This is a genomic window from Lysobacter koreensis, assembly GCF_042677045.1.
In the GTDB taxonomy this organism is placed as follows: Bacteria; Pseudomonadota; Gammaproteobacteria; order Xanthomonadales; family Xanthomonadaceae; genus Lysobacter_K; species Lysobacter_K koreensis.
Map to the genome: position 1 here is coordinate 337,865 of NZ_JBHTIH010000003.1, position 19,080 is coordinate 356,944.

17 protein-coding genes and 1 pseudogene are annotated in these 19,080 nt (G+C 70.7%); 14 read left to right on the forward strand and 4 right to left on the reverse strand.

The annotated features are described in order from the left end of the window. Window positions 1-195: 195 nt before the first annotated feature. Window positions 196-1,119 carry a chemotaxis protein CheV gene (locus ACFQZQ_RS06930; protein WP_386812561.1) on the reverse strand — a complete coding sequence of 308 codons (924 nt, stop codon included), beginning with the start codon at window positions 1,117-1,119 and terminating at the stop codon, window positions 196-198. Between the two features lie 149 nt (window positions 1,120-1,268). Between ACFQZQ_RS06930 and flgA the strand changes: the two genes are divergently transcribed. The 4 genes and pseudogenes from flgA to ACFQZQ_RS06950 form a co-directional block, all read left to right on the forward strand. Next, entirely contained in the window at window positions 1,269-2,003 is a 735-nt protein-coding gene (flgA, locus tag ACFQZQ_RS06935) for a flagellar basal body P-ring formation chaperone FlgA (RefSeq protein WP_386812031.1), read from the forward strand. A 118-nt stretch (window positions 2,004-2,121) separates the two neighbouring features. After that, window positions 2,122-2,433: a flagellar biosynthesis anti-sigma factor FlgM gene (flgM, locus tag ACFQZQ_RS06940; protein ID WP_386812032.1), complete on the forward strand. Its 312-nt coding sequence runs from the start codon at window positions 2,122-2,124 to the stop codon at window positions 2,431-2,433. A gap of 1 nt (window position 2,434) precedes the next feature. Beyond that, the gene (locus ACFQZQ_RS06945; RefSeq protein ID WP_386812033.1) at window positions 2,435-2,782 is read left to right on the forward strand and encodes a flagellar protein FlgN; all 348 of its coding nucleotides are present in this window, start codon (window positions 2,435-2,437) and stop codon (window positions 2,780-2,782) included. Continuing rightward, window positions 2,779-3,993 (forward strand): annotated as a pseudogene (locus ACFQZQ_RS06950) (ATP-binding protein); the annotation flags it as partial. The gene ACFQZQ_RS06945 and the pseudogene ACFQZQ_RS06950, both read left to right, overlap by 4 nt. Before the next feature lie 200 nt (window positions 3,994-4,193). Here the strand turns inward: ACFQZQ_RS06950 and ACFQZQ_RS06955 are convergent. Next, window positions 4,194-5,930: an EAL domain-containing protein gene (locus ACFQZQ_RS06955; protein ID WP_386812034.1), complete on the reverse strand. Its 1,737-nt coding sequence runs from the start codon at window positions 5,928-5,930 to the stop codon at window positions 4,194-4,196. Window positions 5,931-6,303: 373 nt separating this feature from the next. On the opposite strand from ACFQZQ_RS06955, the gene ACFQZQ_RS06960 reads away from it, so the two are divergent. The 9 genes from ACFQZQ_RS06960 to ACFQZQ_RS07000 all read left to right on the forward strand — a co-directional run bounded on the left by ACFQZQ_RS06960 (window position 6,304) and on the right by ACFQZQ_RS07000 (window position 16,833). Further along, complete coding sequence (locus ACFQZQ_RS06960) at window positions 6,304-6,885, forward strand: anthranilate synthase component II (protein ID WP_386812035.1); 582 nt, start codon at window positions 6,304-6,306, stop codon at window positions 6,883-6,885. A 64-nt stretch (window positions 6,886-6,949) separates the two neighbouring features. Continuing rightward, the gene (gene trpD / locus ACFQZQ_RS06965) at window positions 6,950-7,984 is read left to right on the forward strand and encodes an anthranilate phosphoribosyltransferase (RefSeq protein WP_386812036.1); all 1,035 of its coding nucleotides are present in this window, start codon (window positions 6,950-6,952) and stop codon (window positions 7,982-7,984) included. 8 nt (window positions 7,985-7,992) lie between these two features. Continuing rightward, window positions 7,993-9,162, forward strand: coding sequence for a beta-aspartyl-peptidase (gene iadA, locus ACFQZQ_RS06970; RefSeq protein WP_386812562.1), 1,170 nt, complete (start codon window positions 7,993-7,995; stop codon window positions 9,160-9,162). 36 nt (window positions 9,163-9,198) lie between these two features. Beyond that, a complete protein-coding gene (locus ACFQZQ_RS06975; protein ID WP_386812037.1) occupies window positions 9,199-10,041 on the forward strand; it encodes a cyanophycinase in 843 nt (280 codons plus the stop codon). 7 nt (window positions 10,042-10,048) lie between these two features. Continuing rightward, window positions 10,049-12,856 (forward strand): cyanophycin synthetase, encoded by a 2,808-nt coding sequence (gene cphA / locus ACFQZQ_RS06980; RefSeq protein ID WP_386812038.1) that lies wholly within the window; start codon window positions 10,049-10,051, stop codon window positions 12,854-12,856. 155 nt (window positions 12,857-13,011) lie between these two features. Beyond that, window positions 13,012-14,826, forward strand: a complete 1,815-nt coding sequence (locus ACFQZQ_RS06985; RefSeq protein ID WP_386812039.1) for a Mur ligase family protein — start codon at window positions 13,012-13,014, stop codon at window positions 14,824-14,826. Between the two features lie 107 nt (window positions 14,827-14,933). Beyond that, on the forward strand, window positions 14,934-15,293 hold the full coding sequence (locus ACFQZQ_RS06990; protein WP_386812040.1) for an antibiotic biosynthesis monooxygenase family protein: 360 nt from the start codon (window positions 14,934-14,936) through the stop codon (window positions 15,291-15,293). Beyond that, window positions 15,290-16,081: an indole-3-glycerol phosphate synthase TrpC gene (gene trpC / locus ACFQZQ_RS06995; protein WP_386812041.1), complete on the forward strand. Its 792-nt coding sequence runs from the start codon at window positions 15,290-15,292 to the stop codon at window positions 16,079-16,081. Before ACFQZQ_RS06990 ends, trpC begins: the two co-directional genes overlap by 4 nt. 5 nt (window positions 16,082-16,086) lie before the next feature. Next, complete coding sequence (locus ACFQZQ_RS07000) at window positions 16,087-16,833, forward strand: haloacid dehalogenase-like hydrolase (RefSeq protein WP_386812563.1); 747 nt, start codon at window positions 16,087-16,089, stop codon at window positions 16,831-16,833. Window positions 16,834-16,885: 52 nt separating this feature from the next. On the opposite strand, the gene ACFQZQ_RS07005 is transcribed toward ACFQZQ_RS07000, so the two are convergent. Both ACFQZQ_RS07005 and crp read right to left on the reverse strand, forming a co-directional pair. Further along, window positions 16,886-17,347, reverse strand: coding sequence for a GNAT family N-acetyltransferase (locus ACFQZQ_RS07005; RefSeq protein WP_386812042.1), 462 nt, complete (start codon window positions 17,345-17,347; stop codon window positions 16,886-16,888). 6 nt (window positions 17,348-17,353) lie between these two features. After that, entirely contained in the window at window positions 17,354-18,022 is a 669-nt protein-coding gene (gene crp / locus ACFQZQ_RS07010) for a cAMP-activated global transcriptional regulator CRP (RefSeq protein WP_386812043.1), read from the reverse strand. Window positions 18,023-18,238: 216 nt separating this feature from the next. Between crp and speD the strand changes: the two genes are divergently transcribed. Next, window positions 18,239-19,033 (forward strand): adenosylmethionine decarboxylase, encoded by a 795-nt coding sequence (gene speD / locus ACFQZQ_RS07015; protein WP_386812044.1) that lies wholly within the window; start codon window positions 18,239-18,241, stop codon window positions 19,031-19,033. Window positions 19,034-19,080: the final 47 nt, after the last annotated feature.

Here is a 19,080-nt window from a genome sequence, read left to right on the forward strand (position 1 = left end):
GCCCGCAGACGGTGTCTGTGGGCCGGACGGGTTGGGGAGGGGTGCTTTCGTGGCTGCCACGCCAAGTCAAAAGCACCCCCTCCCAGCCGTCCGGCTCGCAGGCACAGCCTGCGAGCGCTCTTCAGCGCGCGAGCCGGTGGCTCGCAAGCGCGCCTCATCTCCCCCCTGCGCTGCGCGCAAGGGGAGGGGCCAAGCTCAGCGCGCCGCGCCGATCCGCGCCGCGACCCGTTGCGCCAGCTCGCGCTCGGAGTACTTGGGCACGAAGTCGTCGGCGCCCACCCGCTCGACCATGGCCTGGTTGAACACGCCCGACAGCGAGGTGTGCAGCAGCACGAACAGCCCGCGCAGCGCCGGGTCGCGACGGATTTCCGTCGTCAGGGTGTAGCCGTCCATCGCCGGCATCTCGATGTCGGAAATGACCATCGCGTAGCGTTCGCACGGCGGCTGGCCGTTCTGCGCCAGCGCCTGCAGGTGGTCCAGCGCCTGGCGGCCGTCGGACAGCAGGGTCGCCTCCAGCCCGAGCTGCTGCAGCACCGCGCGGATCTGGTTGCGGGCCACGCGCGAGTCGTCGACCACCAGCACCTCGCGCGGGCCGCTGCCGCTGGCCGGCAGCGCGGCGAGGTCGCCGGCATCGCTGGCACGCGGCACCGACTCGGCCAGCACGCTTTCCACGTCGATCAGCTGGATCAGTTCGCCCTGGTGGCGGGTGACGCCGGTTAGGTAGTTGCCTTCGCCGCCAAGCTCCGGGGGCGGCTGGATCTGCTCGACCGCGATGTTGACGATGCGGTCCACCCCGGCCACCAGGAAGCCCTGCACCGAGCGGTTGAACTCGGTGACCACCAGGTACCTGGGTTCATCGGGGTCGTCGCCGGCGTGGCCGATCGCGCGCGCCAGGTCCAGCACCGGCACGCTGCGCCCGCGCACGTCGGCCGCCCCGGCGAACGCCGGCGGCAGCTGCGGAAGGGTGAACAGCGGCGGCCGCGGCAGCACCTCCTGCACCTTGAACACGTTGACGCCAAAAAGCTGACGCGAGCCCAGGCGGAACAACAGCAGCGCCAGCCGGTTGTGGCCGGCCAGGCGGGTGCGTTGGTCGATGCGGTCAAGCAGGTCCTGGCTCATGTAGCGGTTGTCGGCCGCGCGGCGGGGTTCTTGAGGGGGCGCGATCGGGCGCGCGGGCAGGGTCGCCGGTCCAGTGCGCAGGCCGGGCGCGGGACGGCACGCGGCTTGCAGCGGCCTTTGACGCAACCGGTCGTCCAGGGAAGTCACCCGTGCCATCCGCGCCGAAATACATCGCGCCGCACACCACGCGGCGCAGACCGATCGGGTCGAAGCGCCAGCGCCTGGGCGAGCTGGCCGCGATCCTCCTGCTCGCGTTCGCGGTCTTCACCGCCAGCGACGCCGGTGCCGCCGCGCTGCAGCCGCTGGCCGAGATCCGCGCCGCCGCGATCGCCGCCGTGGGCGCCAGCGACGCGCAAGCGCAAGCCACGCTCGATCCCGGCCTGCGCTTGGCGCGCTGCCAGCAACCCTTGCAGGCGACGGCGTCCGGCGCCCGCACCGCGCAGGTGCGCTGCGCCGACACCCCGGGCTGGCGCCTGTACGTGCCGGTGCGCGTGCACCGCGAGGCCGACGTGGTGGTGCTGACCGCGCCGGTGGCCGCGGGCGTGCCGATCGCCGCCAGCCAGCTGACGGTGCAGCGCCGGGACATCGGCCGGGCGGCAGCGGCGACCTTCAGCGACCCGGCCGCCTTGGTCGGGCGGATCCCGGGCCGCGCGCTCGCCCCCGGGTTGGTGCCGACCGAGGCCGACCTCGCCGTTGGCATCCCGCTGCGCCGGGGCGATCCGGTGGTGCTGGTCTCGCGCAGCGGCGGGGTCGAGGTGCGCATGCAGGGCCGCGCGCTCGGCCCGGCCCGGCCCGGCGGCGTGGTCGCGGTGGAGAACACGAACTCGCGCCGCGTCCTGCGCGGGCGGGTCGCGGCGCAGGGCGTGGTCGAGGTCCTGCCTTGAGGGGGCCTGCCGCGCTCGACCATGGCGTGATCGACTGGGCCCGGATCATCCGGGGCGGCTCAAGTTCGCCCGCGGCGAGCCGTTACAGTGCTCGACCGAGCAAATCCAGGAGCGTGTCATGACCCACAAGATCGATGGCGGCCTGCCCATCGCCCGACTGCCAGAGGCGGCCGGCCCCACGTCCCCGGCCCGCGCCGGCAACGACCGCAGCCAGCCGATCGGCGCCGCGACCGCCGCCGACAGCGTGCGCCTGACCGGCGAGGCCGAAGGCCTGCAGGCCCTCGAGCGCCAGCTGGGCGCCGCCCCGGCCGGCATCGACGTCGCCCGCGTCAACGCCGTGCGCACCGCCATTGCCGACGGCAGCTACCGGGTCGACCCGCAGCAGATCGCCAGCCGCATGCTCGACCTTGACCGCGAACTGGCTCAGTAGCATGGGCGCCGTCGTCGACCACCCGCTCGAAGCGCTGGAGCAGGCGCTCAACGCCGAGCGCCGGGCGCTGCTGGCGCACGACGTCGATGCCCTGCTCAGCTCCACCGCCGACAAGCTCGCCGCCCTGCGTCGCGCCGAAACCCTGCCGCCGGAGGCCGCCGCGGCCGCGGCCGAGCGCCTGACCGCGTTGCGCGTGCTGAACCAGGCCAACAGCGTGCTGCTCGCGCGCCGTCGCCGCGAGGTGAGCTGGGCCTTGCGCCACCTTGGCCGCGTCGAGTCGACCGGCGTGTACGATTCCACCGGACAGCCCGGCGCCCGCCCGCAGGCGCGCTGTCTCGGAGTGGGATGAGCGAAAACCAAACCCCGCCCGCGTCGGCTCCGACCTCGATCGACGACATCCTGTGGTCGCTCGGCAAGTCGGACAACGCGGTATTGCTGATCGACGGCCACGGCCGCGTGACCCACGCCAATGCGGCGGCGCGCGCGCTGACCGCGCGCGCACTGCCCGGCGAGCCCCCGGACCACCTGCTCGGCCTGCTGCCCGCCGATGCCTGGAGCACCGCCCACGCCACTGGGCGCTGGGGCGGCGAGATCGGCGTCGCCAATGGCGCGGTGTTGGAGATCGTGCTGCGCAGCGGTGCACCCGAGGGCATCGCGCGTAGCATGATCACCTGCTACGACGTCTCCCCGCGCAACGCGCGCGAGCGCGAACTGCAGCAGCGCCACGACGAGCTGCAGGCCACCTACCGGCGCCTCGCCGGCGCCCAGGAACAACTGCTGCAGTCGGAGAAGATGGCCTCGATCGGCCAGCTCGCGGCCGGCGTCGCCCACGAGATCAACAACCCGATCGGCTACGTGCACTCCAACCTCGGCACGCTGCAGGAGTACATCGGTGCGCTGCTCGGGCTGATCGAGTGCTACGAATTCGCGCTGCAGTCCGACGACCCCGTAGCCCACCGCGAAGACGTGCGCGCCAAGCGCGAGCGGCTCGACATCGACTTCATCGTCGGTGACGTGCCCAAGCTGATGGACGAATCGCGCGAGGGGATCGAGCGCGTCAACAAGATCGTGCAGGACCTCAAGGAGTTCTCCCATGTCGGCCGCGACGAGGCGATGCGCCCGTCCGACCTGCACAAGGGCCTGGAATCCACCCTCAACATCGTCTGGAACGACCTCAAGTACAAGGTGCGGCTGGAGAAGCACTACGGCGAGCTGCCGCTGGTGGAGTGCCACCAGTCGGAGATCAACCAGGTGCTGATGAACCTGCTGATCAATGCCGGCCAGTCCATCGCCGAGCGCGGCAGCATCGTCATCGCCACCGGCGCCGAACATGGCGAGGCCTGGATCAGCATCGCCGACAGCGGCTGCGGCATCGGGCCCGAGGCGTTGCAGCGCATCTTCGAGCCGTTCTACACCACCAAGCCGATCGGCCGAGGCACCGGCCTGGGCCTGTCGATCGCCTACGGCATCGTCGCCAAGCACCGCGGCCGCATTGAGGTCAGCAGCCAACCCGGCGCCGGCAGCGTGTTCCGGCTGGTGTTGCCGGTGGTGCAGCCGCCCGCCGAGGCCGAGGTTGCGTCCTCCAAGAGCACTTCCTTCGGGGCGTCCCCCAAGGGGACTTCCTTCGGGGCGTAGGGCGGGTTTTAACCCGCCGTCGCCATCCCCGGCGTCTAGGCAAGCCGGTTGCCGTTCCGAAATTGCGGCCCCTCGCGATCCCGGGCGGCGGGACGGCGGGTTAAAACCCGCCCTACGCGGCGGCTCTAATACGTCTCCTCGCCCGCCGCCCGCCGCTCGTGCGCGCGGAATGCCGCCTGGATGTGGTCGCGCAGTTCGTCGTCGTTCCACGGCTTGGTGAGGAAGCGGTAGATCGCGCCGCGGTTGATCGCCTCGGTGATCGTGGCCAGGTCGGTGTAGCCCGACAGCACCATGCGCACGGTTTCCGGGTAGAGGTCGCGCACGCGGCCGAGGAATGCGGTGCCGCTCATGTCCGGCATGCGCTGGTCGGACACGATGACCTGCACCGCGTTGCTGGCCAGCAGGTCGAACGCTTCGTGCACGCTGCTCGCGGTGAGCACGTGGTAGCCGTCGCGACGGAACAGGCGGACCAGCGAGCGCAGCACGTTTTCCTCGTCGTCCAGCAGCAGCAGGGTGCGCTCCGGTCGCGTGGCGGCGAACACGCCGGGCAGCAGGAACCGCCGCTGGATCAGCTCGGCCAGGTCTTCCGCCGGCAGCGCCGGACTGAACAGGTGGCCAAGGAAGAAATCGCAGTGGTTCCGGCGCAGGAAGCCCAGCTCGGCCTCGGTCTCGACGCCCTTCGCGGTGACCTTCATCCCCAGCTGGTGGCCCATCGCGATGATCCCGCGCACGACCGCCGCACTGCGCGGATCGCTGGCAACGTTGCGGATGAAGCTGCGATCGATCTTGAGCCGGTCCAGCGGGTACTGCGCGAGCGCGGCGAAGCTGAGGCCGCCCATGCCGAAGTCCTGCACGGTCAGCGTCGCGCCGAGCGCGCGCAGTCCCGTGAGGGTGCCATGGACATGGTAGGCATCCAGCGCGAGCGCGCTTTCGGAGATCTCGAATTCCAGCGTGCTGCCGGGCAGGTTGAAACGGTGCAGCTGCTCGCCGATGTGATCCAGGCAATCGGGCTGTGCGAGCAGCGGGCTGGCCAGGTGCACCGACAGGGTCAGGTAGTCCAGCCCCTGTGCGCGCCAATCGGCCAGCTGCCGCGCCGCCGTCTCGATCACCCACAACCCGAGCCGCGCCGACAAGCCGACGCGCTCGACGATGTCGAGAAACCCGCTCGGTCGCAGCAGGCCGTGGCTGGGCGCATTCCAGCGCAGGAGCGCGCCGAAGCCGGCCAGGCCGCCGTCCTGCGCATCGATCAGCGGCTGGTAGAACAAGCGGAACTCGCGGTTGTCCAGCGCCTCGACGAAGCGCTCCGCAAAGCCGTCGTTGGAGGCCGCCTTGTCCGGCCCGGTCGAGTACAGGCCAACGCTGTCCAGGCCCGCGCGCTTGACCTCGAGCAGCGCGTGTTCGGCACGCGCCAGCAGCGAGGGGGCGTCGACGGCGTGGTCGGGGAACACCGCGATCCCGATCGAGAGGGTGACGGGCAAGGTGTACGGCGGGATCCACAGCGGCGTCTCGAACGCGTCGCGCAGCAACTCGGCCAGCGCCGCGCCGTCGGATTCCCCGGGCCGGTAACCGATGCCGGCGATGAACTCGTCGCTGTTGAGCCGCCACAGCCAGCCATCGTGCGGCATGGCCTTGCGCAGGCGCTGCGCGACGGCGGCCAGCGCCTGGTCGCCGACCGCTTCGCCCATGTTCGAATTGACCGAGCGGAACATGTCGATGTCGATGTGCAGCAACGCGACATGGCGGTTGGTCGCGCGCGCGGCGGCGAGCATCGTCGGCAGGCTCGGTCCGCCGGCACCGAAGCGGTGCAGCAGCGTCACCGGATCGAGGGGAATCCCGCCGAGCTCGTCGTAGTATTGCTTCATTGCCACAGGGTATTCGTTATGCCGCGGCACTTCACTTGGCGCGGCCGCCCCGGTGGCGCCCGCGGCACGGCTTGGCTGCGGGGCCGATTCGGCGCGCCGGAGGCGATCGCGGCGGGTCGTGGCTGATGATGGCCAATCGTGGCCGGAAGCTTTCGTGGCAACGCTGGCGCTCTGGCGACACCGGCAGCGTGGACCGCATCCGGCACGGCGATCGTCGCATGCGCAGCGATCGCGATGTCGCCGCGCCTGCGCTGCCGCTTATCATCCACGCCTCGGACGCTCGCGCGAGGGTTCGACAAAGCCGGTATCGAAGCGGGTATCGCGGCGCTACTTTTCCAGTGGCAGTTTCATAAACGAAGGCTGGCAAAGCGTCATGCTGCTGATGATCGACAACTACGACAGCTTCACCTACAACCTCGTGCAGTACCTGCAGACGCTGGGCGCCGAGGTCAAGGTGGTCCGCAACGACGAGCTGTCGGTGGCGCAGATCGACGCGCTCGCGCCCGAGCGCATCGTGATCTCGCCGGGGCCGGGCACGCCGACGTCGGCCGGGGTCTCGGTGGAGATGATCCGCGAGCTGGGCCCGCGCGTGCCGGTGCTCGGCGTCTGCCTCGGCCACCAGAGCCTGGGCCAGGCCTACGGCGGCGACGTGGTGCGCGCCAAGACGATCATGCACGGCAAGACCTCGCGCATCCGCCACGAAGGCCTGGGCGTGTTCGCCGGCCTGCCCGACGCCTACGAGGCGACGCGTTACCACTCGCTGGTGGTGGCGCGCGACACGCTGCCCGAGTGCCTGGAGGTCACCGCGTGGACCGACAACGACGACGGCTCGTTCGACGAGATCATGGGCCTGCGCCACCGCGAGCACCCGGTCGAAGGCGTCCAGTTCCATCCCGAGTCGATCCTGACCGAGCACGGGCATGCATTGCTGAAGAATTTCCTCGAACGAACGTAGGGCGGGCCCAGGCCCGCCTTTGGTCGCAGAACGGCGGGCCCGGGCCCGCCCTACGGAATCCCGAATGCCCATCACCCCGCAAGAAGCCCTGCAGCGCACCATCGAGCACCGCGAGATCTTCCACGACGAGATGGTCGAGCTGATGCGCCAGGTCATGCGCGGCGAGGTGTCGCCGACGATGACCGCGGCGATCCTCACCGGCCTGCGCGTCAAGAAGGAAACCATCGGCGAGATCGCCGGCGCGGCCACCGTGCTGCGCGAGTTCGCGCGCCCGGTCGAGGTCGCCGACCGCACCCACCTGGTCGACATCGTCGGCACCGGCGGCGATGGCGCGCACACGTTCAACATCTCGACCGCGAGCATGTTCGTGGTCGCCGCCGCCGGCGCCAAGGTCGCCAAGCACGGCAACCGCAGCGTGTCGTCGAAGTCGGGCAGTGCCGACGTGCTCGAGGCGCTCGGCGCGGCGATCGAGCTGCAGCCCGAGCAAGTGTCGCAGTGCATCGCGCAGTGCGGGATCGGCTTCATGTACGCGCCGGTGCACCACCCGGCGATGAAGGTGGTGGCGCCGGTGCGGCGCGAGATGGGGGTGCGCACGCTGTTCAACATCCTCGGCCCGCTGACCAACCCGGCCGGCGCGCCGAGCATCCTGATGGGCGTGTTCCACCCCGACCTGGTCGGCATCCAGGTGCGCGTGCTGCAGGAGCTCGGGGCACAAAGGGCCTTGGTGGTCTGGGGCCGCGACGGCATGGACGAGATCTCGCTCGGCGCCGCGACCCTGGTCGGCGAACTGCGCGACGGTGTGGTGCGCGAGTACGAGGTGCACCCGGAGGACTTCGGCATCGCGATGGCCGCCAGCCGCAACCTGCGCGTGGGCGACGCGACCGAATCGAAGGCGATGCTGCTGGCCGCGCTCGACAACACGCCGGGGCTGCCGCTGGAGATCGTCGCGCTCAATGCCGGCGCGGCGTTGTTTGCGGCCGGCGTCGCCGACGGCATCGCCGACGGCATCGCGCGGGCACGCACCGCGATCGCCTCGGGCGCGGCCCGCGCCAAGCTGGACGAGTTCGTCGCCACCACCCAGCGGCTGGCTACCGCGTGACCGTGTCCATGCCCACCCTGCAGCTGCTGCGCAACGCCGACGTCCATGCGCCCGAGCCGCTCGGCGTGCAACAGTTGCTGCTCGGCGGCGGCAAGGTGCTGTGGATCGGCGACGCATTGCCGGAGTTGCCCGCGGCGTTGCCCGTCGACACCATCGACCTGGAAGGCCGGCGGCTGATCCCGGGCCTGGTCGATGGCCACGTCCACGTCACCGGCGGCGGCGGCGAGTCCGGCTTCTCGACCCGCGTGCCGGCGCCGCTGCTCTCGCGCTACACCCGCGCCGGCGTCACCAGCGTGGTCGGCCTGCTCGGCACCGACGATTGCGCGCGCAGCACGCGCGAACTGGTCGCGTCGATTTACGCATTGCGCGAGCAGGGCCTCAATGCCTGGGGTTACAGCGGCGGCTACCACCTGCCGCCGACCACGCTGACCGGCAGCGTGCGTGGCGACATCGCGTTCGTCGAACCGCTGATCGGCGTCGGCGAGATCGCGATCAGCGACCACCGCTCCAGCCAACCGACCCTCGACGAGCTGCTGCGGCTCGCGTCGGAGGCGCACGTCGCCGGGCTGATGACCGGCAAGGCCGGCATCGTCCACCTGCACCTGGGCGATGGTGCGCGCGGGCTGGAGCTGGTGCGGCGCGCGCTCGACGGCAGCGAACTGCCGGCGCGGGTGTTCAATCCGACCCACGTCAACCGCCGCCGTGCGCTGTTCGATGAGGCCGTGGAACTGGCGCGGCGGGGTTGCTGCATCGACCTCACCGCGTTCCCGGTGGCGGAGGGCGAGGACGCCTGGAGCGCGGCCGACGCCTGGCTGCGCTATCGCGACAGCGGCGCGCCACCGGCGCATCTCACCGTCAGCTCCGATGCCGGCGGCTGCCTGCCGTGCTTCGACGCCGACGGCCGGGTCTGTGGCATGGACGTCGGCGAGTCGGGCGCGCTGCTGGCCACGCTCAACGAACTGCTCGCCCGCGGCGTGACGCTGGAACAGGCGCTGCCCGCGTTCACCAGCAACCCGGCGCGGCTGCTGCGGCTGGCGGGCAAGGGTCAGATCGCGGTCGGCGCCGATGCCGACCTGGTCGCGCTCGATGCGCAAGGCGCGGCCTGCGACGTGTTCATCGCCGGCGTCGCGCACGTGCGGGCCGGCGTCGTGCAGCGCCGTGGTATTTTCGAGCGCTGATCGACGCGATCCACCCCACCTGGCCCGGAGCCACGAATGTGCCCAAGCAAGACCCCCGACGGTGAGCAGCGGGGCTGGATCATTCCGATCGGCGGCGCGGAGGATCGGGAAAGCCGCCGGCGGATCCTCAAGCGCTTCGTGCAGCTGAGCGGCGGCCGCGATGCCGACATCGTCATCATCCCGACCGCCAGCCGCAAGGCCGACACCGGCAGCCGCTACGAAGAACTGTTCCAGCGCCTGGAAGCCGGCCGCGCCACGGTGGTGGATTTCGTCGATCGCGAGGACGGTGCGCGCGACGATTACCTGCGCCGGCTCGAAACTGCCACCGGCGTGTTCTTCACCGGCGGCAACCAGCTGCGGATCACCACCATTCTCGGCGGCACCCCGGCCGCACGGTTGATCCGCACCCGCAACGCGCATGGCGTGCACGTGGCCGGCACCAGCGCCGGCGCCAGCGTGCTGAGCGAGCACATGATCGCGTTCGGCAAGGAAGGCTCGTCGCCGCGCGCCGGCAGCGTGCGCCTGGCGCCCGGCCTGGGCCTGACCAACCGCTTCATCATCGACCAGCATTTCCGCCAGCGCGACCGGCTCGGCCGGCTGGTGGCGGCGCTGGCCTACAACCCGTACGCGATCGGCATCGGCCTGGACGAGGACACCGCGGCATTCATCGGCCCCGACAACACCCTGGAGGTCGAAGGCAGCGGCGCGGTGACCGTGGTCGATGCCAGCGAGCTGCAGTTCTCGTCGATGGCCGACGTCAGCCAGAGTCAGGCGGTATGCCTGCTCGGGCTGAGGGTGCACCTGCTGGTCGCGGGCGCCACCTACAACCTGCACACACGAATCGCGTCGCCGGGATCGCTGGTGACGGAAAAAACCTGAGACCGTCATGCGCATCCTTGAACGCTCCGTCTATGTCGGTCCCTCGCAGTACGCGCACTTCCCGGTGATCCGGCTGGTCCTCGACCTGGAGGCGCTGGAGGCCTGGCCCACCGGCCGCCTGGGCGCCGGCTTCGTCGACGGCCTGGTCGCCGCGCTGCCCGGGCTGGCCGAGCACGGCTGCTCCTACAAGCAGTCCGGCGGTTTCCTGCGCCGCATGCGCGAGGACGAGGGCACCTGGCTCGGGCACGTGCTCGAGCACGTCGCGATCGAACTGCAGAACGTCGCCGGCGAGAACGTCACGTTCGGGCGCACCCGCAGCATCGACGGCCGTCCTGGCGTGTACTCGGTGGTCTACCAGTACGCGCAGCGCGAGGAGGGCATCGCCGCCGGCGAGCTGGCGCTGAAGCTGCTCGATTCGCTGCTGCCGGCCGAGCTGCGTGCTGAGCCCGGCCCCGATGCGCCCGCGCCCGGTGCGCCGGGCGAAGCCTGGAACTGGAGCACCGCGCGCGACCAGTTCATCCTCTACGCGCAGAAGCGCGCGCTCGGCCCGTCGACCGCCTCGCTGGTGCGCGCCGCCGAAGAGCGCGGCATCCCGTGGCTGCGGCTCAACGCGCAGTCGCTGATCCAGCTGGGCCACGGCAAGTACCAGCAGCGCATCCAGGCCACGGTGACCGGCCGCACGCCGTACATCGCGGTGCAACTGGCCGGCGACAAGGACGAGACCAACCGCATCCTGCATTCGCTCGGCCTGCCGGTGCCGCGCCAGGTGCTGGTCGACCAGCAATCCGCCGCGGTCCAGGCCGCCGCCAAGCTCGGCGGTTCGGTGGTGGTCAAGCCCTACAACGGCAACCATGGCCGCGGCATCACGATTGATATCTCCGCGCCCGACGACGTGCGCGCCGCCTACCAGGCCGCGCTGCTGCATTCCAAGTCGGTGATCGTCGAGACCTGCATCCCCGGCGACGACCACCGCCTGCTGGTGGTCAACGGCGAGCTGATCGCGGCCACCCGCCGCACCCCGGGCCACGTCCGCGGCGACGGTCAACGCACGATCGCCGAACTGGTCGAGCAGGTGAACCAGGACCCGCGCCGCGGCGTCGGTCACGAGAAAGTGCTGACCCGCCTGGAGCTCGACGCGCAGGCGGAGATGATGATGGCGCGCGCCGGCTACAGCGCCGACTCGGTGCCCGCCGCGGACGAGGTTGTCTACCTGCGCTCGACCGCGAACCTGTCCACCGGCGGCACCGCGACCGATGTCACCGACATCATCCACCCGGACAACCGCGACATGGCGGTGCGCGCGGTGCGCGCGATCGGCCTGGACGTCGGTGGCGTGGATTTCATCACCACCAACATCGCCGAGAGCTACAAGGCGATCGGCGGCGGCATCTGCGAGGTCAACGCCGCGCCCGGCTTTCGCATGCACGTCGCGCCCAGCGAAGGCACGCCGCGCGACGCCGCCGGCCCGGTGATCGACATGCTGTTCCCGCCGGGCACGCCGTCGCGGGTGCCGATCGCCGCGATCACCGGCACCAACGGCAAGACCACCACCGCGCGGATGCTCGCGCACATCGCCAAGATGGCCGGCTACACGCCGGGCCTGACCACCACCGACGGCGTCTACATCGACGGCCAGCGCACCGTGGAAGGCGACATGACCGGGCCGGTATCGGCGCGCATGGTGCTGTCCGACCCGCACGTCGACCTGGCCGTGCTGGAAACCGCGCGCGGCGGCCTGGTGCGCGCCGGCATGGGCGTGCCGGAAGTCGACGTCGGCGCGGTGATCAACGTGCAGGCCGACCACCTCGGCCTGAAGGGCATCGACACGCTGGAGCAACTGGCGCAGATCAAGCGGGTGGTGGTGGAGGTGGCGCGCGAGTGCGCGGTGCTGAACGCCGACGACCCCAACGTGCTGAAAATGTCCGGCTACACCGATGCCAAGGTGATCTGCTACGTGACGATGAACCCCGCGCACCCGCTGGTGCGCGAGCACATCCGCGCCGGTGGCCGTGCCTGCGCGCTCGAGGCGGGCGTCAACGGCCAGATGATCACGCTGTACGACAAGGGCAGCCACATCCCGCTGATCTGGACCCACCTGATCCCGGCAACGCTCGAGGGCCGCGCCCTGCACAACGTCCAGAACGCGATGGTCGCCGCGGCGATGGCGTTTTCGCTGGGGATCAAGCTCGACCCGATCCGCCAGGGGCTGCGCACGTTCGACACCACGTTCTTTCAGGTGCCCGGGCGCATGAACGTGTTCAGCGAGCACCCGTTCAAGGTGCTGATGGACTACGGTCACAACGCCCACGCGGTCGGGGTGATGGCCGACCTGGCGCAGCGCCTGGACGTGGCCGGCCGCCGGATCGTGGTGCTGGCCGGACCCGGCGACCGCCGCGACGAGGACCTGCGCGCGATCGCGGAAGCGGTGGCCGGCAAGTTCGATCACTACTTCTGTCGGCGCGACGATTCGCTGCGGGGCCGCGACGGCGACGAAGTGCCGCGCATCATCGCCGCCGCGCTGCGCGCGCACGGCGTGCCGGAGGCCGCGATCTCGATCATTCCCGACGAGCAGCAGGCGATCGACGCCGCGCTGCGCATGGGCCAGCTGGGCGACCTGGTGCTGGTGTTCGCCGATGCGCTGGCGCGCTCGTGGAAACAGATCACCCGGTTCCGCCCCGAAGGCGACGTGCCGCGCGCGGTCGAGCGGGCCGAGACCCCGGCACTCGAGCCGCTCGACGAGGCGTTGTACTCGGTGATGGAAGGCGTGGTGCGCGACGAGCGCGGCCTGCGTTTCGAACGCGAGGCCAACGATTGAGCCGGTGCCGGCGATACCCGGCACTGATGCCACGGCCGTGACAACGCGCACCAGCAGTGCGCTTCGCGTTTGCGGGACTGGCGCACGCGCGGAGCGGGACAACCCAAGCCCCGATGTCGGGCGAGCAGGCGCGGGCCCACGAAGTCGAGCCATCGATGCGCAGTGAACCTCCCTTCGACGAGTCGCGCCGGCTGACCGGCAGCAACCTGTACTTCGACGGCCCCGGCGCCGCGCTCGAGACCCTCGGCGCGGCGCGGCTGGACGAGGCGGCGCTGGCCGGGTGGCAGGCGCGCATCGGCCGCGTGCGCGACGCGCTGTGCTGGCCGCACGCCGCGCTGGTGGTACGCCGGCATGCCAGCGGCGCGTCGCTGGCGTTCGCCGCGCCCCTGGACCAGCTCTACACCGCCGCGGAAGCCAACGAGTGGGCGTGGCGCGCGAGCCTGCACGCGGTCGGCCACGATGGCGCCGACGGCGATGCACACGCGCCCGGATACGCGCCGGCATGGGACGAGGTGTCCGCGTTGCGGACCTTCGGCGCGATGGCCGCGGAGGAAGCCAACCCCGCGCTGCTCGCGCTGCTCGCTGCCGCGCGCGCGCGCGGCCTCCCGGCCCACGCCGACGATGACCTGCTCTCGATCGGCGAGGGCGTCGGCAGCCGCAGTTGGCCGGTGCGCGAACTGCCGGCGCCGGCCGCAGTGCCCTGGGCAGAAGTGCGCGGCATCCCGCTGGCGGTGGTGACCGGTTCCAACGGCAAGACCACCACCGTGCGCCTGCTCGCGGCGATGGCGCGCGCCCACGGCTGGAGCAGCGGCTACAGCAGTACCGACGGCCTGTTTGTCGGCGCGCAGCGCGTCGACAGCGGCGACTACTCCGGCCCGGTCGGCGCGCGCACGGTGCTGCGTCACCCCGGCGTCGAGGCCGCGATCCTCGAGACCGCGCGCGGCGGCCTGCTGCGCCGTGGCACCGCGATCCACGGCGCGCGCGTGGCGGTGGTCACCAACATCAGCCCCGACCATTTCGGCGAGTACGGGATCCACGATCTCGACGACCTCGCGCAGGTCAAGCTCAGCGTCACCCACGCGCTCGCGCGCGACGGCCTGCTGGTGCTCAACGCCGACGATCCGCTGCTGTCGCGACGCGGGGAGGCATTGGCCGCGCAGGGTGCACGCATCGGCTGGTTCGCGCTCGACGACGCGCATCCGCGCCTGCGCGCACAGCGCGCTGCCGGTGGTGCGACCTGCGGCGTGCGCGATGCCCGCCTGTGGTTGTCGATGGCCGGTGCGACGCACGACCTGGGCGAGGTCTCGGCGATGCCGATCACGCTCGCCGGCAGCGCCGGCTACAACATCGCCAATGCGGCCGCGGCAGCGCTGGCCGCGGCCGGGATGGGGATCGCCATCGACGCGATAGCCGACGTGCTCGCCCGCTTCGGCGCGCAGCCGGGCGACAACCCCGGCCGCCTGCAGCGCTGGCGCTACGGCGGCGGGCAGGCGGGCTTGCAGGCGGACGTGCAGGTCTTCCTCGACTACGCCCACAACCCCGACGGCCTGCGCGGCCTGCTGCACGTCGCCGGCACCACGCGCGCAGCCGGTCGACTCGGCCTGATCCTCGGCCAGGCCGGCAACCGCGAGGACAGCGACATCCGCGCGCTGGCGGCGGTCGCGGCCGGGTTCGCGCCGGACCGGGTGTGGCTCAAGGACATCGGCGGCGAGTACATGCGCGGCCGCGAACCCGGCGAGATCGCCGCGATCCTGCGCGACGAACTGCTGCGCCAGGGCGTCGCCGATTCCGCGTTGCTGGTCTGCCTGGAGGAGGCCCGCGCCGCGCGCGAGGCGTTGCGCTGGGCGCGGGCGGGCGACGTGCTGGTGCTGCCGATCCACGACCCCGCAGCGCGCGACGACGTCGTGGCGTTGCTGGACCGCCTGCAGGAAGCGGATTGGCGTGCCGGCACGGCATTGCCCGACGCGTGAGTCGGGCGTCACCGGTGCGGCGCGGGCCAGGACGGGCAGGCGAAGTGCCCGGGTAGAATGGCGGCCCCACGTTGCGCGCATGGCCGGCCTCAATGAGCGATTCCCCGATGAGCGACAGTGGATTCGCCCGCCTGCCCGCGCCGCCGTACTACGCGGTGATCTTCAGCTCGCGGCGCAGCACTACCGATGGCGTCATCGACGACGACGCCGGCTACGCGCAGGCGGCGCAACGCATGGTCGAGCTGGCCGCGCAGCAGCCCGGATTCCTCGGCGTGGAGTCGACCCGCGATGCCGACGGTTTCGGCATCACCGTGAGTTACTGGACCGACGAAGCCGCGATCGTGGCGTGGAAGCGCCAGGCCGAGCACGCGGCGACGCGCGCCTACGGCCGCGAGCACTGGTACGACCATTACGAACTGCGCGTGGCCAAGGTCGAGCGCGCCTACGGAAAGAAAACCCCCGCATGAGCGACATCCTCAACACCATCCTCGCCCGCAAGGCCGAGGAGATCGAGCAGCGCAGCCGCGTGCGCTCGCTGGCCGACCTGCGCGCGCGCACCGCCAACCTGCCGCCGGCGCGCGGCTTCGTCGATGCGATCAAGCGCAAGCGCGCCGCCGGCGAGGCGGCGGTGATCGCCGAGGTCAAGAAGGCCAGCCCGTCGAAGGGCCTGATCCGCAAGGACTTCCATCCCGCCGACATCGCCCGCAGCTACGAGGCCGGCGGCGCGGCCTGCCTCTCGGTGCTCACCGACGTCGACTTCTTCCAGGGCAGCAACCTGTACCTGGGCGTGGCTCGCGCGGCGTGCACGCTGCCGGTGCTGCGCAAGGACTTCACCATCGATCCGTACCAGGTCTACGAGGCGCGCATGATCGGCGCCGACGCGATCCTGCTGATCGTCGCCGCGCTCGAGGACGGCCCGCTGGTGGAGATGGCGAACCTCGCCCACGAACTGGGCATGGACGTGCTGGTCGAAGTCCACGACATCGACGAACTCGAGCGCGCGCTGCAGACCGACTGCGAGCTGATCGGCGTCAACAACCGCAACCTGCGCACGTTCGAGGTCTCGCTCGACACCACGCTCGCGCTCAAGGACGCGGTGCCGCGCGACCGCACCCTGGTCACCGAAAGCGGCATCGCCAGCCGCGCCGACGTGGCGCGGATGCGCGCGGCCGGCGTCGACACCTTCCTGGTCGGCGAGAGCTTCATGCGCGAACCCGACCCGGGTGCGGCGCTGCGCCGGTTGTTTGCCGCATGAACCCGATGCCGCCGCCGGGATCCACGCGCCACCGCTATCCGGCCATCGCCGCCGACGCGCCGCTGGTGGTGTTCGACTTCGACCACACCCTCTACGACGGCGATTCGGGTGGCCACCTGTTCGCGTGGCTGATCAAGCGCGCGTGGTGGCGCATGCTGCTGGCGCTGCTGCTCGCGCCGGTGTTCGCGCCGATGATCGCGTTCCTGCCGACCCGGCGCGTCGGCATCGGCGCGTTCGTGTGGGCCGGCACGATCGGCTTCCACCGCCGCCGCGACCTCGACGAGCTGATCGACCGCTACGTCGTCACCCACACCGGGCAGATCCGCCAGCACCTGCTGCCGGTCGCGCTCGACGTGCTGCACCGCCATCGCGAGCAGGGCGATCGCGTGGTCGTGGCCACTGGCGCGCCGCCGGAGCTGGCACGCGCGATCCTCGGGTTCGTCGCCCACGAGGACCTGCCGGTGGTCGGCACGCTGGTCGGGCCCCGGTTCGGCGCGGTCATGGCCACGCGCCACTGCCACCACCAGATGAAGATGACGATGCTGCGCGAGGCCGGCTACACCGCGCCGGTCGCGATCGCGTACAGCGACAGCAGCGCCGACCTGCCGTTGCTGCAGGCGGCGCTCAAGCCGGTGGTCGTCAACCCGAAGCCGGCGCGCGTGGCGATGTTTCGCGAGACGTTGCCGGCGGGCACGCCGATCCTCAATTGGGGTTGCCGGGACCGCGCCGGCGATCCGGTTTCCGGATCGTAGGGCGGGTTTAACCCGCCGGGACGCGTGATGGCGGCTTAAAACCCACCCTACCTCAGTCGCCCAGCAGCTTGATGAAATGCCGCGAGCCGTCGGCGTAGCCGCAGCCATGGTAGAACGCGTGCGCATCGACCCGGCGCGGGTTGCTGGTGACTTCCATGCGGCACGCGCCCGCGCGCCGGGCCCGCGATTCGATCTCGCGCAATAGGCGCCGGCCGATGCCTTGGCGTTGGCAGTTCGGCGCCACCACCAGCGCGGTGATGCGCGCGACGTCGGCGCCGCGCCCGAGCGAGTACACCAGGCTCAGCGCGATCAGGCCGCAGACCGCGTCGTCGACCAGCGCCAGCAGCAGCTCGTGGCGCCGGTCGGCGTGGATGGTGGCGATGCGTTCGCGTGCCTCGTCAGGCGTGCACGGGTAACCCAGCGTTTCCAGCAGGGTCGCGACGTCGGCGGCATCGCCCGGCTCGGCCGGGCGCACCGTCGGGGTGGTGTCGAGGGACGCGGCGACGCGGCCCACCGCCGGTCAGTCGCGGGTGCCGAACAGCACCACGGTCTTGCCGCGCGCGTGCAGCTTGCCGTCGGCCTGCAGCTTCTTCAGCACGCGGCCGGCCATCTCGCGCGAACAACCCACCAGCCGTGACAGCTCCTGGCGCGACACGCGTAGCTGGGTGCCCTGCGGGTGGCTCATCGAGTCGGGTTCCTTGGCCAGGTCGTGCAGCGCGCGGACGATGCGGTCGGTGACGTCGAGGAACGCCAGGCGTCCGGCCTTGCGGCTGGTGTCTAGCAGGCGCCGCGAGATCTGCGCCGCGATCGCGTACAGCAGCTTCGGCGCGTCCAGCTGCAGGCGGGTCAGCAGCAGGTCGTAGAAGCGCTCGTGGCCGATCTCGGCCAGTTCGCAGGCCACGCGCGTGCGCAGGATCACCTCGCGGCGGTCGCTCTCGATGAACAGGCCCAGTTCGCCGACGAACTCCCCTGCGCCGAAGTAGCCCAGCACCAGCTCGCGGCCGTCCTCTTCCTCGGTGATGATGCTGACCGAGCCCGAGACCACGTAATACAAGGTGCTGGCCGGGTCGCCCGGGCGGAAGATGTCGGTGCGCGACGGGTAGCGACGACGGTGGCAGTGGGCCAGGAAGCGCTCGATCACCGCGCTGTCGGGCGTCAGGGGGCTGCTGGTGCGGCGCAGGGTGGTCAATGGGGCGGCCGTCTCGGATAGATGGAAAGGGTGTTTCTAGCGGGCGAGCTTAAGGGCGAATCGTGGCGCTGGGCAAATCGCGTCAGATCCTGCCCGCGCGGGGCACCTGGGCGGCTCCCCGCCTCGGGGGAACGGTGACGAGGAGACGCGTTTTCCCCCCACCGGGTTATTGCCGCATAATCCCCGGCCTCCACCGACGACCGGAAATCCCCCATCGTGGTCAAGCCGTTGCCGCGCCTGAGGTTGCAGGGTTTCAACAACCTCACCAAGGCCCTCTCGTTCAACATCTACGACGTCTGCTATGCCGCCTCCGAAGAGGAGCGTCGTCGCTACATCGAGTACATCGACGAGGAATACAACGCCGACCGCCTGACCCAGATCCTCACGGATGTGGCGGACATCATCGGCGCGAACATCCTCAACATCGCGCGCCAGGACTACGACCCGCAGGGCGCGTCGGTGACGATCCTGATCTCGGAAGAGCCGGTGATCGACAAGAAGGACGCCGGCAAGGAGATCATCGCCGACGCCGTGGTCGCGCACATGGACAAGTCGCACATCACCGTCCACACCTATCCGGAAACTCACCCGGACAACGGCATCGCGACCTTCCGCGCCGACATCGACGTGGCCACCTGTGGCGTGATCTCGCCGCTGAAGGCCCTGAACTACCTGATCGAAAGCCTCGAGTCCGACATCGTGGTGATGGACTACCGCGTGCGCGGCTTCACCCGCGACGTGAAGGGCCGCAAGCATTACATCGACCACAAGATCAACTCGATCCAGGACTACCTGGCCAAGAACGTGCGCTCGCGTTACGAGATGATCGACGTCAACGTCTACCAGGAAAACATCTTCCACACCAAGATGCACCTGAAGGAGTTCGACCTCGATACCTACCTGTTCGAGGAGAAGGCCAAGAACCTTTCGTTCAAGGAGCGCATGAAGATCGAAGCGCGCCTGAAGCGCGAGATCGAGGAGCTCTACCACGGCCGCAACCTGGCCGACTGAGCCGGGATTGCGACACAGAAAAAGGGCCGGCGGAAGCCGGCCTTTTT